This window comes from Solobacterium moorei, from assembly GCF_036323475.1.
GTDB classification, from domain to species: domain Bacteria; phylum Bacillota_I; class Bacilli_A; order Erysipelotrichales; family Erysipelotrichaceae; genus Bulleidia; species Bulleidia moorei.
The window spans coordinates 630,216-645,326 of the sequence record NZ_AP028934.1 but is presented as its reverse complement, the minus strand read 5'-3'; the positions used below and the strand labels follow the sequence as shown (position 1 = coordinate 645,326).

Here is a 15,111-nt window from a genome sequence, read left to right as displayed (position 1 = left end):
TTAACTCCTTAAATCTGTCTTCTTTTTGATACTTGGATGTCCTGCCGCAACCTTCTTCACACCAAATGGATATGGGAATGCGATTTCCGCAATCTCATTTTTGATGCTGATGACTAAGCCTTCACCAAACTTTGCATGAATGACTTTATCACCCTTCTTTAGTCCTGAAGGCTTTGCCTTGGACATCCGTTGTGTAAAGGATGAAGGACTATTCTCGAATAATCTTTCTGATAAACGCACTTCTCTTTGTGTATTACCTGCATGCACACTTGAACCTAAATGTTCAATGTATTCCGCATCGATTTCTTCGATAAAGCGTGAGGTTGTTCGTACACGCTGTAAAATCATCGAGAATCCACCTGCTTCGGTTAGATAGAGTTTATTTCTAGCTCTTGTAAAGGCAACATACGCTAGACGTCTTTCTTCTTCCACACCACGATGGCTTTCATTCACCGCACGCTCATTTGGGAAGATTCCCTCATTCATATCGGAGATAAATACCGTATCAAATTCCAAACCCTTGGCCGCATGGACTGTCATTAACTGTACAAAATCACTTGCCAGTATCTCTTCACGGTCACCATAGAGAGATACTAGCTGTAAGTATTCATCAAGTGTACTTTCAGGATAGGTCTCAGAGAATTCTTTTACATCATCAATTAATTCTTTTAAGTTTTCAATGCGATTTTGTTCCTTGGCTTCTTCTAGCATCGCGCGATAACCACTTTCTTCAATAATCTTTTCAAATAGTTTGAAGATTTCAACCTCACCACTATTTGCACGCTTACGCCATGATTCAACCATGTTCACAAAATTCTCCATTGTTGTTAACATCTTGCCACTAAATAGAGAACTATCTTTTAATACTTCGTACATAGAAGTATTTCTTGCTCGTGCAGTCTCTACAATCAAGTCCATCGTCTTGTTTCCTATTCCACGCTTTGGACGATTGAGAATACGTTGTAACGCAAGATCATCTGCTGTGGTTACCATACGTAAGTAACATAGCGCATCTTTAACTTCCTGGCGTTCATAGAAGCGTGTACCACCATAGATGATGTACGGAATTCTTTCATCGAGTAACGCTTTTTCTAAGGAACGAGACAAGTAGTTAGAACGATATAAAATCGCAATGTCATGATAACTCTTACCTTCGCGGTGTAAACTTGAAATCTTACCTGCAATCCAAGCTGCTTGGTATTCATCACTCGCTGCAGAATAATGGGTAATCTTTTCATCGCTATGGCGATTGGTAAATAGTTCTTTATCCACACGATATTTATTATTTTTAATGACGGAATTTGCGCCATTGAGGATTGCTTCAACAGAGCGATAGTTCTCATTCAGGATAATTGTCTTAGCCTGTGGATAATCCTTGGCAAAGTTCATGATGATATTTACATCTGCTCCTCGCCATGTATAGATTGTCTGGTCTGGATCACCTACAACAAGTAAGTTATTCATAGGACCTGTTATTTGGTTAATCAATTCGTATTGTTTCTTATCGATATCTTGGAACTCATCGACGAGTATGTAGTTGAAATGCCTTTGCCACTTTTCTAGGATTTCTGGGAATTTAGCAAACATGCGTACAGTCCATAAGATCAAATCATCAAAATCTAATGCATATAAATCTCTTTGGCGCTTGTCATAAAACGTATATACTTCTGCTTTTACTTTATCCGCATGATAATCACCAGCTAAAACAAGTGCTCTTTCTGGTGTAATATCTGCCGTTTTATTATTCGCAATGTAGTCCAACATAGAGCTATAGGAATAGGTTGTCGCATCAATGCCCTGTAGTTTATAGGCTTCCTTGAGTACAGACTTTTGATCTTCTGTATCCATGATAGTAAAGTTGCGTGGATATCCCATCGCAATAATATCTTCACGTAGAATACGTACACACAGAGAGTGGATTGTACTTACCCATGGTGCACTTGTCTGACTAGCGAGCATGTTGCGAACACGCTCTTTCATTTCATTGGCTGCTTTATTGGTAAATGTAATTGCCAAAATCTTTGTTGGCCATACATCTTCATCTTCAATCAAATGCACAATGCGCATCGTTAAAACTCTAGTCTTACCAGAACCTGCACCCGCAATAATTCTTAGGTACTTTTCTTTGGATAAGACTGCATCTTTTTGGTTTTCATTTAAACTATTTATATCAATCATCGCTACACACTCCACATTCTGCATTACTTCATCATTTCGTTTTCGGCAAATCATTTCCGATAGGTTTTATTATACCATTGACTACCGTCTATGAGGGGCTATAGCACAATGTAAATATATTATTTTCTTTTCTGAAACTCCTAAGGAAAGCGTGCAGTTCATGGTATAATGAGCAAAGAGGTAACCCCATGTCAAGAATAGCAAATCAATGGAAAGATTATACCTGCTTTGATGCAGGAAATGGCGAGAAATTAGAACAGTGGAAAGGTATCGTTTTAAGACGTCCTGACCCACAGGCAATCTGGCCAGCAAATCAGAATACAAAGCTATGGCAAGATACAGATGCCATCTACCACCGCTCTGATAAGGGTGGCGGTCATTGGGAATATCGTAAGAAGCTTCCAGAGTCATGGACAATCAATTATAAAGATTTGACATTTAAGGTGTCCCCAACTGGTTTTAAGCATACTGGCTTATTCCCTGAACAAGCAGTGAACTGGGATTGGATGTCTGATTTGATTAAGAAATATCCAAATGAAGAGATTCGTGTCCTCAATCTTTTTGCCTATACTGGCGGTGCCACAATGGCATGCGCGAAAGCTGGGGCTGCAGAAGTGGTACACGTAGATGCATCTAAGGGTATGGTGCAATGGGCAAAAGAAAATCGAGACTTATGCGGTCTTCAAAATAATAAGATTCGTTTCATCGTTGATGATTGCTTGAAGTTCGTTGAACGCGAAAAACGTCGTGGACATACTTATCACGGAATCTTAATGGATCCACCTTCCTATGGAAGAGGTCCAAATGGGGAAATGTGGAAGTTTGAAAAAGAAGTAACGAGGCTCATTCAAGCTTGTGTAGAGATTCTTGATGAAAATTCCCTATTCTTCTTAATTAACAGTTATACAACTGGGTTCTCTTCCATTGTTCTAGATAATACACTTCGTACAATGATCTTGCCTAATCATCCAAATGGTATTGTGGAGACGGGTGAAATTGCCCTTCCTATCGCAAATCGCGACTTATTACTACCATGCGGTATCTATGGCAGCTGGCAGAGAAAATGATCAACGTACTCTACGAAGATAACCACGTCTTGTGCGTGGAGAAACCAATCAATATCCCTGTTATGGAAGACGATTCTCACGACATGGATCTACTAACCATGTGTAAAGAATATCTCAAAGAGAAATACCAAAAACCAGGCAACGTATATTGTGGCCTTGTACATCGTTTAGATAGACCTGTTGGTGGTGTGATGGTATTTGCGAAAACCTCCAAAGCAGCTTCTCGTTTATCCGAAGCTGTTCGAACACATCAACTAAAAAAGGAATACATCGCAATTCTCGATGGTATTCCTATAAAAAAGGCTGATACGTTAGAAGATCATCTATCCAAGGATACTCGTACCAATACCGTCAGTGTAACTGACGCAAAGCATGGTAAGAAATGTCATCTATCCTACGAAGTCATTGGGCAAAAAAGCAAACAGTCCCTTGTACATATCATACTTGGTACAGGTCGATCACATCAGATTCGTGTTCAATTCGCCAGTCGCAAATTACCATTAATTCATGATCAACGTTATAACCCACATACAACAAAAGGTCCGATTGGGTTATACGCATTCCGTTTAACATTCCCACATCCAACCTTAAAAACCCCTATCGTATTACAAGCAATCCCTTCTCAATCAATATGGAAAGAATTTGAGGTGAACTATGCCAAACTATAATAAAAATTCCCAAAGAGTATCGCACAGTAGCGGTACAATCAATCCACCAAGAAAGCGCAGAAAAGCAAGACGTCATATTCGTCCTGAAATTCTAATCGGTCTTGTGATTATACTTTGTATTCTGGTAACTGCTCTGGTATTACCAAACCTGATTACCAATTCAAAGTTAAAGGGACTTGGTTATACAAATACCCAAATCAAGGAAATTAAACACGAAAAACTGACAAAAGAAATCTTGGATAATAAATACTACTCTGTTTCACTTGCGAATGCGCTAGATAAAAAATCAGTCAATGCGGATTACCTTGAACTCTACACATCCGTAAAAGACAATCGTGCATTAACCGCAGAAGATTTCTTACTAGCAAGTCGACTTGCGGATAAGGGATATGAACAAGCACAGATTCTCAATCTCTTTAAAAATCTAGAGTATTGGGAAATCACACCGCTACTTGTATTTGATTATCAATGGGATGAGAAAGTATACATCGATGATTGTGTTCTCCATCGCGACACGAACTCCAAAGATTCCTTCACTTTATCCAACAAGTTCATTGTACCAAACACAGAGAACATCGTGTCCGATCCTTCTTCTATCACAGTACTTGTGAATCAAAAAAATAATCTACCAGTAGAATACGTACCAGAAGATTTAGAGACTATTGATCTTCAATACGCTTCCCAAGGCGTACAGTTACGTGCAGAAGCTGCTAAAAACTTCGAAGCACTCTCTGCCGCAAGCATTCAGAACAAAGTCCCATTCTTCGCGTCAACAGGATATGTATCCTATCAGGCATTAAAGGATATCTACAGTCCCTATAACGCAGATGTCGCAAACTTATATGCGGATATCCCTGGACAATCCGAACAACAAACTGGCTTTTCTGCAGATGTAAGTCCTACATATGAAGGTGGTGCCTTCTCACAGACAAATACCTATCAATGGCTTAAAGAGCACGCAGCTGAATATGGATTTATCTTGCGTTATCCAGTTTCAAAGGCAGCCATTACTGGTAATAAGTCTGAAACAAACCAGCTTCGTTACCTCGGTAAATCATTAGCCAAGGCCATCGTTGACTCTAATCTTACTTATGATGAGTATTACTCCTTGTATATCGCAAGTTGGTCTGATGAGAAAAACATGCCAAAGGAAAATGTATTAAGTGCTACAAATTATCAAAAATATCTAAATGAAAAGTTCGATGATTAGTCGGACTTTTTTACCACTTATTTCTGCAAGAACTTTAGAATCTCTTCACGTCTAGCTTCCATATCGTTGTAGCCAAGTTCATATAATGCCTTTGTCTTTTCTACATCACCCTTATAGCGAGATACCTTGATATTCTGTGATGGTAGGATATGTACTGCCTTACCCTGTTCTACTTGCTGGTTGATAATTTCAACTTGATGGTAGTAGTTTAAATGACGAACATGATAGTCTTTAGCAATTTGTGGATACTTATGATAGATGATGCGCATTAAGAATTCCACAATCTTACTTGCTGGCTTTCGAACATAGTCCTTTGGCTTTGTGGTAATGACAAGCGTCTTTGTGCATCCCTGTTCTAAAGCACGCTCGATAGGTATCATCTTTGTAATACCACCATCAAGTAACTTCTTACCACGATAGTTTACAATCGCGGAAGCGATTGGGAGTGCACAACTACCTAATAGTACATGCATACTATCATCCATTTCATCAATGCCATAGTACACAGTCTTACCTTCACCTAACACATAACAACCCACTTCAATATTTGCCTTTTGATCTAAGAGTGGCTGAATTGTCATATGTGCTTCTTTCTTTAAGACATCATTGAATAAATGATTATATGCCACAAAGTGACCTTCTTTTAGTAATGCCTTCAAGCCAACGATGTCTGGTGCGATGGAGTATTTCGTTGCTAAGTCATAGGCAATCTTTGTTTCACCTTGCCAATAGAGTGCTAGATATACCGACCCACTCGAAATACCAACACCATAATCAAATGTAATATTGTTATCCGTTAACCACTTCACAGCACCTGCAGTATACGCTCCACGGATACCGCCGCCTTCCAATACTAAACCAATCTTTTCCATATAACCTCTTCTTTATACTAATGGGATAAACACATTTAGAACCGCTCTAAAAATCTTTATAATCCATACTGTATCACGTACATCTTCGAGTGTGACTTCTTGTGATACTGCAAGTGCTTCTAAGAAATTCTCTTTCATCTTGTATACAGAATCTGTATCATACATCACCACACCATTTTCAAAGTGTAGGAAGTAACTACGATAGTCTGTATTCGCCGTACCCACAATTCCAAACTTATCATCAGCCACCATATTCTTGGCATGATTGAAACCTGGTGTGTACTCATAGATTTTAACACCATTTGAAATTAAATCGAAATAATGCCCCCGCGTAATCTGGAATACAAACTTTTTATCTGGGATATGCGGTGTTAAAATACGCACATCTACACCATTTTTCGCAGCCATCTTCAGTGCAGTTTTCATTGACTCCGTTAAGATTAAGTAAGGAGCATCGATATAGATATATTCCTTTGCGTGTTGAATCATGTTTAGATGCACATTTAACGCAAATGGTTCTTCATCTGTAGGTGTATCAGAGTATGGTTGATAGAAGCCCTTCGCATTTTTAGGATACTCATATGACAAATGATATTGCTCGTAATCGATACTATCATTTGTGCCACGGACATAGGTATACATACCTAAGAACATACATGTACAGGACCATACTGCATCTCCCTCAATCATGATGGCACTATCTTTCCAATAGCCAAAACGACGATGACGATTGATATATTCATCTGAGATATTCACACCACCTGTAAAGGCAACACGGTTATCTACCACCGTAATCTTACGGTGGTCGCGGTTATTCATTAGAGCTGCTAAAGATGGACGTATCTTATTGAAACGATAGGTTTCAATTCCGCGTTTTTGGAGTTGTTTATCAAAGTGAATCGGAATATCCAAAGCTCCAAAATCATCATAGATCATTACGACCTTGACACCCTGTTTAACCTTATCTTCAAGTAACGCAACCAAATCATCCAGCATCCAACCTTGGTTAATAATAAAGTATTCTAAGAAGATAAAATGTTTTGCGGAAGAAAGAACTTCCTTGAAAACTGGATACCATTCTTCACCACTCTTGAAATAGGTACTTGCTGTATGTTCATAGACTGGAAATCCACCACCACGAATACCATAATGGAAGATCTGCTTTGCGTCTTTATTGTGGATATCATCAAGTATAGATTCATCTGTCTTGATTAGATCCGAAAGGGAACGTGTCGCACGCACAGTTCCATGATGTAGCTTTTTTGGTACCTTACGGTTTCCTGTAATGAGATATAGTGGAACTCCAATCACTGGTGCAGCTAGCACCAATAATAGCCAACCAATCTTATACGACGGATCATTTCTTCGATTAATAATATAGATTGCGATAATGAGTGCCAATATATCGATCACTGGCATTGCAGTCCCGTAGGTCGCAGACCCATAAAACAGTATTACAAAAAATCCCAACTGTAATAGGATCAGTGGGATCACTACCATTAATCGACCTGTCAGTACTCGCCATAATTTCTTCATAAAAATATTATAACAAACTCCTTCTAATTCTCTAAATTAGAGTATCAATAAATAAATATTCTTTACTTTCTCTCCACGTCGATACAGCCAATGATATTTTGGAACACGAACTGTCTGTAATAGTTCTGCGTGTAGGGATTGTATTGTCTTATCACTTGCGATATTTTCTGGTGAACATGTGATAATCACTTGGCGAAAGTGATATTCTTCTTTTGCGATTTGTAGCAGTAACTTGCATGCATGATATGCATAATGATGGCCACGAAATCCATCATAGATACGATAACCTATATTTCCTGCATAGTATAACTCTTCATCCATGCCAAGTCGTAAATCACACTCACCAATACACTCATAATCTCCATGACGATAAATGCTATAGACGATTGACTTTGGTGAACGATTAAAAAATGAAACTGGAATCACTTCCCGAATCCTTAAATCGACACTTTCCGACTCATATAGCTGTTTCTTTACCATCACAAGTTTCCTATAGTTTTTCTTTTACAATATATACTGGTCTATCTTTTACTTCCATGTATGTCTTCGCTAGGTATTGACCAATCACCCCAATGGATAATAATTGTAATCCAGAGGCTAGCAAGATAATACATACCAGTGATGGCCAACCAGCAGTTGGATCACCAAACATTAGCTTACGGATTACCACAAAGATAATCATCAAAAACGAAAGCAAACAAAACAACACTCCCACAAAAGAAGACATAGATAATAGAGTCGTGGAGTATGCGGTTAGACCGTCAAATGCGTATTTCCATAACTGCCAAAACGACCACTTGGATTGACCATATTTACGTTGTACATTTTCATACTCAACCCACTTCGTATTAAAACCAACCCAGCTAAAGATTCCCTTGGAGAAGCGATTCTTTTCCGTAATGGAAAGCACTGCCTCAACTACCCTTGTATTCATGACGCGATAATCTCTTGCGCCATCCATCACTTTTGTCTGTGAGAAACAATTTAAGATTTTATAGAATAATTTCGCAAACCAGGAACGGATAGGTGGTTCTCCCTTGCGTGCAGTTCGTCTTGCGACGACTTGATCGGCACCCGCAAAAATCTCATCAATCATCTGCGGTAGTAGTGATGGTGGATCTTGTAAATCTACATCCATAATTGCGACAAGGTTTCCTGAAGCATGCTCTAAACCTGCATAGATTGCGGCTTCCTTACCAAAATTACGTGAGAACGAGATGAGTTTGATTCGTTTATCTTTTTGATGTAAGTTCTTGATTTCTGTAGCAGTTTTATCGGTTGAACCATCATCCACAAAAATTAATTGATACATGATTGCATGTTTCAAAAAATATGCATCATTCTTACAGAATTCTTCATAGAAATATTTGATATTTTCCTCTTCGTTATAACACGGAATAATTACAGTTAATAATTTCGGCATAATACTTTCCTCATCTTTGCACTTAAAATAGCATAATCATCGCTACAGTTCAATGTAGGACAGATGTTCCAAAAGGAAAAAGGTTCAACCAAGTGGTCAAACCTTTCTTTCATTAGTCAGCGACTTCTTTCGCAATCTTACGATAGATATCCTGTAATTCTTGTTTTTGTGCATCAGATAACTGCTTATCTGGATCATCCTTAGATAATCCAAAATCATCTAAGAGTGATACATGGTAATCCACTAACTTACCATTCTTAACACCGATGACTGCTGGTACATAGAAACCTTTTTCACCAGAAGAGTTTACCTTTAATACTGGATCAATGTATTCTAATAACTTCTTATAGTCTTCTTTTTCAACTTTCACAGAAGCGTCAACGTAATATATCGTTAAATTTAACTCCTTTGCGACTTCGTTTAACTCTGGAACCGCACGGTTACACCAAGCACATTCGTTGTATCCGTAATAAAGAATGCCTGTTCCACCTTCTTTAAACATACGTAAAGATTCTTTTAATGTGATAAGTTGAAAATCTGCAACATCATTACGAATCCATTTATAACCCTTCATATCTGACTTTGTGGAGGTTAATTTGATTGGGTTTGTGATTGTGAGTGTATCTGAAGTTTCACTTGTAGATGTGTTCCTCTTACTCTCTGTTTTATTGAAGCAGCCTGCTAGTAATGCGACCGCCAATAAGCATGTTAAGATTTTTTTCATCTCATACCTCTTTTCTTTGTGTTTTAGTATAGCATACTCTAAAAACTCAATCTATTTTTCTAACTTCGACTGAATTCGAAAAAGATTCAATCTTCTCACGTGTAGCCATACCCTTAGAGTACGCTGTCGCAGATCCACAGGATGCCCCAAAGCGGAAGCTATCTACGATATTTCTAGAGCGATTATATTCCATTAAGAATCCTGCAACGAGTGAATCTCCAGTTCCTACTGTATTGACGATTGTTGTTGGGTCTAATACATCACACTGGAAAGTTCCTTCCTTTGACGCAAGAACTGCATTTCCATCAATATCTAGTATCATTACATTTTCAACGCCTTGAGCATGTAAGTCTTTTGCGGCACGTACCATATCTTTTGTTGTTTCAACGGAATAGGATACAAGTGCTCTTACTTCTTCCTTTGTTGTCTTCAACAAGAAAAGCTTTGTGGATAACATTTTCTTAACAAGCTGCGCATCTGTATCTAAGGCAACTTTAATACCATCTGCCTGTAGCTTCTTTAAGATGGACACCATATGATCGACTGTATAAGCTGGTGTATTCCCTGCCAATACAAGCACATCATTTTCATAGAGTGTATTTAACTTTCCTGCTAGATTATCTAAATCTTTATCTTGAATATATGGACCACATGCATTCATGTTTGTGTCAATTGTAGAATTGCACTTCACATTGATACGTGTATTTCCATCAATATAGGAGAAGTTAGGACGAATGTCCTGATACTTCGTTAGTAAACGAATATAGAAATCTTTTGTAAAGCCACCAAGGAAACCAAATGCACGTGATGGCACTCCTAAGTTGCTTAGAACGATAGAGATATTGATACCTTTGCCACCTGCTTCATAATATTCCAGATCAGAACGATTAGTTTTCCCTGCTTCAAGTGGGGCAGAAAACTCCATGTAATAATCTAGCGAAGGATTAATTGTACATGTACAAATCATATTACACCTCTGCTACATTCTGAATAATCTTCAAGATTACTTGTATAGATAACTCTAATTCATCGAGGACGCAGTATTCAAAGCGACCGTGGAAGTTTCCACCACCACAACCGATGTTAGGACACGGTAACCCCATAAAGGAAAGCTGTGCACCATCTGTTCCACCGCGGATTGGTTCTTGCAGAATGTGAATACCTAATTCTTCCATGGACTTCTTAGCAATCTCAACTGCAGTTGGATCTTTGTCCAATACTTCCTTCATATTGCGATAGCTATCCTTGATTTCAATCGTTACAACACCTTCACCATACTTCGTATTGATGAATTCAGCAGCCTTTAACATTAATTCTTTTTTCGCTGTTAACTTTTGGTAATCATGGTCACGGATGATATATTCAAGCTCTGCGTTCTCTACATCACCTTTCATATTATGAAGGTGGATAAAGCCTTCCCATAACTCTGTATGTTCGGGTACTGCATGTGCAGGCATCATTGCTTGATATTCACATGCAAGCTTTGCCGCGTTGATCATACGATTCTTTGCGGAACCTGGATGAATGGAACGTCCCTTGAAATGTAGTACTGCAGATGCCGCATTGAAGGTTTCATCCGATAATTCGCGTACTGTTCCACCATCCATTGTATAGGCAAACTTCGCTCCAAATTTCTTTACATCAAAGAAGCGTGGACCATTCCCAATTTCTTCATCTGGTGTAAAACCAATCGCAATCTCACCATGCTTTACTTCCGGATGATTATGCAAGTATACAAGAGCCTCCATAATGGATGTAATACCAGCCTTATCATCTGCACCTAGTAACGTATTACCATCAGTTACCATCAAACGTTTTCCCTTGAATTCCTTCATCCATGGGAAACGTTCCATCGATAATGTCACATCTCTATTTAGGGCAATATCCTTGCCATCAAAGTTTTCAATGATACGTGGGTTGACATTCGTGCCACTAAAATCAGGGGCTGTATCCATATGTGCAATAAATCCTACTGTATCAACCTTTTTATCTAAGTTAGATGGTAGCTTTGCGTATACATAACAATGTTCATCTACCGATACATCTTGTAATCCTAATTCTTTTAATTCTTCAACGAGTAGATTTGCTAAATCGAATTGTTTCTTTGAGGAAGGTGTTTCCTGTTCATTTGCAGGATCAGATTGTGTATCAATCTTGCAATAACGTATTAATCTTTCTGCTGCGCTCATATTCTTTACTCCTTTTCTGATTGTAAGAATGAGTGTTCATACTGAATCCCATTCTTTACGTTTTCTAATATCTGCTTATCACAGAGTGTTTCAATGATTTTCAATGCGAAATCAATCGTCGCACCCATTCCACGACCCGTAATCAAATTACCATCTTTCACAGCTAATACCTGCTGATATTCACCACCAAAGCTTGACTCATCAAAGCTTGGATAACAGGTATACTTTCTACCTTGTAGTAGACCTCGATGACCTAAAATCGATGGTGCTGCACATATTGCACAGGATAACTTTCCTGCTTTAAAGTGTGCTTCATATAAATCAATGAGTTTCTGATTGTTTTCAAGATTTTCTGTACCTAATTTTCCACCTGGGAAAATCATAACATCATACACATTTTGAAACTCGCCAAACAGTTTATCAGCCTGAATCTTCACTTGATGAGACGTTGTGACTGTTAGTGTTTCATTCATCGAAATCATATCAATCGTCAAACCTGCACGGCGTAATAAATCAACTGTTATAAGTCCTTCACAGGTTTCAAAACCATCTGCCATAAAAATTGCACATTTCATTTTGGTTCCTCCTATCAATTGGTTATTTCCTTTTCAACTTATGATAAATATTATACACCTTCACGGCTCCGCCTCATCATTTATACTATATTTAATATATGTTTATGATATAGAAAAACCGCAGTATTATCTACGGTGTTCACTTTAAAATTTGACGAACTCGCTTTTGCAATTCTTTCACTGTTTTCTCTTCAAACCAAGGATTTTTACCAAGCCATCTAAAGTTCAGTGGGCTTGGATGAACAATTGGAAAATACTTTGGTAAATATTCTTGAAAGTTTTCTACTGTTTCTGTTAGATTCTTCTTTTTCTTTTTTCCAAGATAATAATCAATGGAATACTTTCCGACTAACAAAGTCAATTCAATATTTGGCATTAACTTCAAAAACTTCTCATGATATTCCTGTGCAATAAACTTGCGTGGTGGTAAATCGCCTGTTTTTGCCTTACCAGGATAGTAGAAATCCATTGGTAAGATTGCAATATCCTTACTATAGAATTCCTTATCATCAATTCCCATCCACTTACGTAAGCGAATACCAGATTGATCATCAAAAGGAATTCCTGATCGTTCTACGTGTGATCCCGGAGCTTGTCCGATAATTAAGATTTTTGCATTGGCATCCACCTGTAAGATAGGGCTATACCCGTTCTTTGTATATTCTTTATTTCGTGGATCTTTTTTCAATTCTTCTAATAATTTTTCTATTTTCATCTTTATGACCTCTGAAAGAAGAAATCCTGCTATCTTTCGATAACAGGATAAATCAATTACATTTCAGATTCAATCTTTCCAATTTCACGAGCGTGTCTTCTACGATCGATTTCTGTTAGATACTTCTTACGAATACGAATATCTTCTGGTGTAATTTCTACGAGTTCATCATCATTGATAAATTCAATCGCAGCTTCTAATGACATGATACGTGGTGGAACAAGCTTCATAGCTTCATCGTTACCAGTAGAACGAACAGCCGTCATCTTCTTATTCTTGATTGGGTTAACGCCCATATCCATATTCTTAGCGGATACACCAATAATCATACCTTCATATACAGGTGTTTGTGCACCGATGAACAACTGTCCACGTTCCTGAATATTCCAAAGAGCGTATGTCATAGCACTACCTGTTTCAGTAGAAATCAGAGCACCATTTTCACGCTGTGGAATTTCACCCTTAAATGGCTCATAACCATCTAAACGCTGTACCATTGTACCTTCGCCATGCGTCATATTGATGAAGTCGGATCTAAATCCAATCAATCCACGTGTAGGACACTTATAAGTAATACGGGTGTATGTACCAATTTCTTCCATGTCAGAAAGGATACCCTTACGTACATTGAGCGCAGAAATAACAGAACCGGAATATTCTGTAGGAACATCAATTACAACCTCTTCAATAGGTTCACATGTAACACCGTCAATCTTCTTCATAATAACTTCAGGACGTGAAACTGCAATTTCAAAGCCTTCACGACGCATCTGTTCTAGTAAGATTGTTAAGTGTAATTCACCACGACCAGATACCTTGAATGTATCTGTAGAATCTGTATCTTCAACCCTTAAACCAACATTTACTTCAAGTTCTTTATCTAAACGTTCACGAATATTACGTGAAGTGACGAACTTACCAACTTGTCCTGCAAATGGAGAATCATTAACCATGAAGTTCATGGATAGTGTTGGCTCTTCAATCTTTAACATTGGCATTGGATCTGGAGCACCTTGAGGACAGATGGTATCACCAATATTAATATCAGGGATACCAGAAATCATACAGATTTCACCACACTGAATTTCTTCAACTGGAATACGACTTAATCCCTTGTAGATAAAGATCTGATTTGTCTTACCTTGGTGTGCACTACCATCCGCATTACATACTGTATAAGATGTCGCAGCTTTTAATGTACCTTTATATACACGACCAATTCCTAAACGCCCGATATAATCGTCATACGCAAGTGCACTAATTTGCATCTGCACTGGTTCATCAATCAAGTTTGGATAAGCTTGTGTATGATGGATAATTGTTTCAAACAGTGGGACGATATCTTCATTTGTACCATCCTGCTCATAATGAACAATACCCTCTCTAGCCTTACCAAATAAGATTGGGAAGTCCAACTGATCATCCGTTGCGTTTAGTTCAAGGAATAATTCATATACTTCATCGATTACTTCGTTAGCACGAGCATCCTGCTTATCCATCTTATTGATTAATAAGATAGGACGCAATCCTGCTTCTAATGACTTCTGCAACACGAAACGTGTCTGTGGCATTGGCCCTTCAGCAGAGTCTACTAACAAGATAACTGTATCAACCGTTTTGATAATACGCTCAACTTCAGAAGAGAAGTCTGCGTGACCTGGGGTATCAACGATATTAATCTTATAGTCTTTATATGTTACAGAGCAGTTCTTAGAATAAATAGTAATTCCTCTTTCACGCTCGAGATCGTTGGAGTCCATAATGCAGTCTACAACCTTCTCGTTATCTTTAAATACATGACTTTGTTTGAGGAATGCGTCTACTAATGTTGATTTCCCAGCATCAACGTGAGCAATGACGGCAATGTTAATAATCTTTTGATAGTCCATCTTCTCTTCACCTTCTTTTAAGCATAAGCGGATAAATTATATATTTTATGGCCGCAAATTACAAC

Annotated in this window: 14 protein-coding genes; 3 read left to right on the top strand and 11 right to left on the bottom strand. The window is 38.2% G+C overall.

The annotated features are described in order from the left end of the window. Positions 1–2,178 carry an ATP-dependent helicase gene (locus RGT18_RS03105; RefSeq protein ID WP_028077702.1) on the bottom strand — a complete coding sequence of 726 codons (2,178 nt, stop codon included), beginning with the start codon at positions 2,176–2,178 and terminating at the stop codon, positions 1–3. Positions 2,179–2,366: 188 nt separating this feature from the next. Between RGT18_RS03105 and RGT18_RS03100 the strand changes: the two genes are divergently transcribed. Genes RGT18_RS03100 through RGT18_RS03090 form a run of 3 tightly spaced genes read left to right on the top strand, consistent with a single transcriptional unit; the run spans position 2,367 to position 5,123 of the window. Then, positions 2,367–3,245 (top strand): class I SAM-dependent methyltransferase, encoded by an 879-nt coding sequence (locus RGT18_RS03100; RefSeq protein ID WP_028077701.1) that lies wholly within the window; start codon positions 2,367–2,369, stop codon positions 3,243–3,245. Then, the gene (locus RGT18_RS03095) at positions 3,242–3,913 is read left to right on the top strand and encodes an RluA family pseudouridine synthase (protein ID WP_037403556.1); all 672 of its coding nucleotides are present in this window, start codon (positions 3,242–3,244) and stop codon (positions 3,911–3,913) included. Before RGT18_RS03100 ends, RGT18_RS03095 begins: the two co-directional genes overlap by 4 nt. Then, complete coding sequence (locus RGT18_RS03090; RefSeq protein WP_051240911.1) at positions 3,900–5,123, top strand: M15 family metallopeptidase; 1,224 nt, start codon at positions 3,900–3,902, stop codon at positions 5,121–5,123. The genes RGT18_RS03095 and RGT18_RS03090 overlap by 14 nt, the downstream gene beginning before the upstream one ends. A 17-nt stretch (positions 5,124–5,140) precedes the next feature. Here RGT18_RS03090 and RGT18_RS03085 read toward each other — a convergent pair whose 3' ends face one another. The 10 genes from RGT18_RS03085 to typA form a co-directional block, all read right to left on the bottom strand. Then, the gene (locus RGT18_RS03085) at positions 5,141–5,995 is read right to left on the bottom strand and encodes a patatin-like phospholipase family protein (RefSeq protein ID WP_028077699.1); all 855 of its coding nucleotides are present in this window, start codon (positions 5,993–5,995) and stop codon (positions 5,141–5,143) included. Positions 5,996–6,007: 12 nt separating this feature from the next. After that, positions 6,008–7,495 (bottom strand): cardiolipin synthase, encoded by a 1,488-nt coding sequence (cls, locus tag RGT18_RS03080; RefSeq protein WP_338175124.1) that lies wholly within the window; start codon positions 7,493–7,495, stop codon positions 6,008–6,010. 72 nt (positions 7,496–7,567) lie between these two features. Next, positions 7,568–8,011 carry a GNAT family N-acetyltransferase gene (locus tag RGT18_RS03075; protein WP_037403552.1) on the bottom strand — a complete coding sequence of 148 codons (444 nt, stop codon included), beginning with the start codon at positions 8,009–8,011 and terminating at the stop codon, positions 7,568–7,570. A 10-nt stretch (positions 8,012–8,021) separates the two neighbouring features. Then, positions 8,022–8,954 carry a glycosyltransferase family 2 protein gene (locus tag RGT18_RS03070; RefSeq protein WP_028077696.1) on the bottom strand — a complete coding sequence of 311 codons (933 nt, stop codon included), beginning with the start codon at positions 8,952–8,954 and terminating at the stop codon, positions 8,022–8,024. Positions 8,955–9,066: 112 nt separating this feature from the next. Then, positions 9,067–9,678: a hypothetical protein gene (locus tag RGT18_RS03065; RefSeq protein WP_028077695.1), complete on the bottom strand. Its 612-nt coding sequence runs from the start codon at positions 9,676–9,678 to the stop codon at positions 9,067–9,069. A gap of 46 nt (positions 9,679–9,724) precedes the next feature. After that, a complete protein-coding gene (locus RGT18_RS03060; protein WP_037403550.1) occupies positions 9,725–10,645 on the bottom strand; it encodes a 1-phosphofructokinase family hexose kinase in 921 nt (306 codons plus the stop codon). Position 10,646: 1 nt separating this feature from the next. Continuing rightward, a complete protein-coding gene (pepT, locus tag RGT18_RS03055) occupies positions 10,647–11,867 on the bottom strand; it encodes a peptidase T (RefSeq protein ID WP_028077694.1) in 1,221 nt (406 codons plus the stop codon). 5 nt (positions 11,868–11,872) lie between these two features. Then, positions 11,873–12,442: a DJ-1 family glyoxalase III gene (locus tag RGT18_RS03050; RefSeq protein WP_006526050.1), complete on the bottom strand. Its 570-nt coding sequence runs from the start codon at positions 12,440–12,442 to the stop codon at positions 11,873–11,875. A 139-nt stretch (positions 12,443–12,581) separates the two neighbouring features. Continuing rightward, on the bottom strand, positions 12,582–13,157 hold the full coding sequence (locus RGT18_RS03045; RefSeq protein ID WP_028077693.1) for a uracil-DNA glycosylase family protein: 576 nt from the start codon (positions 13,155–13,157) through the stop codon (positions 12,582–12,584). A 56-nt stretch (positions 13,158–13,213) separates the two neighbouring features. After that, the gene (gene typA / locus RGT18_RS03040; RefSeq protein ID WP_028077692.1) at positions 13,214–15,046 is read right to left on the bottom strand and encodes a translational GTPase TypA; all 1,833 of its coding nucleotides are present in this window, start codon (positions 15,044–15,046) and stop codon (positions 13,214–13,216) included. Positions 15,047–15,111: the final 65 nt, after the last annotated feature.

Excerpts from the sequence above, each read along its gene's own strand:
- RGT18_RS03090 (WP_051240911.1), top strand. The coding sequence starts at position 3,900 with ATGCCAAACTATAATAAAAATTCCCAAAGAGTATCGCACAGTAGCGGT.
- RGT18_RS03095 (WP_037403556.1), top strand. The coding sequence starts at position 3,242 with ATGATCAACGTACTCTACGAAGATAACCACGTCTTGTGCGTGGAGAAA.
- RGT18_RS03065 (WP_028077695.1), bottom strand. The coding sequence starts at position 9,678 with ATGAAAAAAATCTTAACATGCTTATTGGCGGTCGCATTACTAGCAGGC.
- RGT18_RS03045 (WP_028077693.1), bottom strand. The coding sequence starts at position 13,157 with ATGAAAATAGAAAAATTATTAGAAGAATTGAAAAAAGATCCACGAAAT.
- RGT18_RS03070 (WP_028077696.1), bottom strand. The coding sequence starts at position 8,954 with ATGCCGAAATTATTAACTGTAATTATTCCGTGTTATAACGAAGAGGAA.
- RGT18_RS03060 (WP_037403550.1), bottom strand. The coding sequence starts at position 10,645 with ATGATTTGTACATGTACAATTAATCCTTCGCTAGATTATTACATGGAG.
- RGT18_RS03105 (WP_028077702.1), bottom strand. The coding sequence starts at position 2,178 with ATGATTGATATAAATAGTTTAAATGAAAACCAAAAAGATGCAGTCTTA.
- pepT (WP_028077694.1), bottom strand. The coding sequence starts at position 11,867 with ATGAGCGCAGCAGAAAGATTAATACGTTATTGCAAGATTGATACACAA.
- cls (WP_338175124.1), bottom strand. The coding sequence starts at position 7,495 with ATGGTAGTGATCCCACTGATCCTATTACAGTTGGGATTTTTTGTAATA.
- RGT18_RS03085 (WP_028077699.1), bottom strand. The coding sequence starts at position 5,995 with ATGGAAAAGATTGGTTTAGTATTGGAAGGCGGCGGTATCCGTGGAGCG.
- RGT18_RS03050 (WP_006526050.1), bottom strand. The coding sequence starts at position 12,442 with ATGAAATGTGCAATTTTTATGGCAGATGGTTTTGAAACCTGTGAAGGA.
- RGT18_RS03075 (WP_037403552.1), bottom strand. The coding sequence starts at position 8,011 with ATGGTAAAGAAACAGCTATATGAGTCGGAAAGTGTCGATTTAAGGATT.
- RGT18_RS03100 (WP_028077701.1), top strand. The coding sequence starts at position 2,367 with ATGTCAAGAATAGCAAATCAATGGAAAGATTATACCTGCTTTGATGCA.
- typA (WP_028077692.1), bottom strand. The coding sequence starts at position 15,046 with ATGGACTATCAAAAGATTATTAACATTGCCGTCATTGCTCACGTTGAT.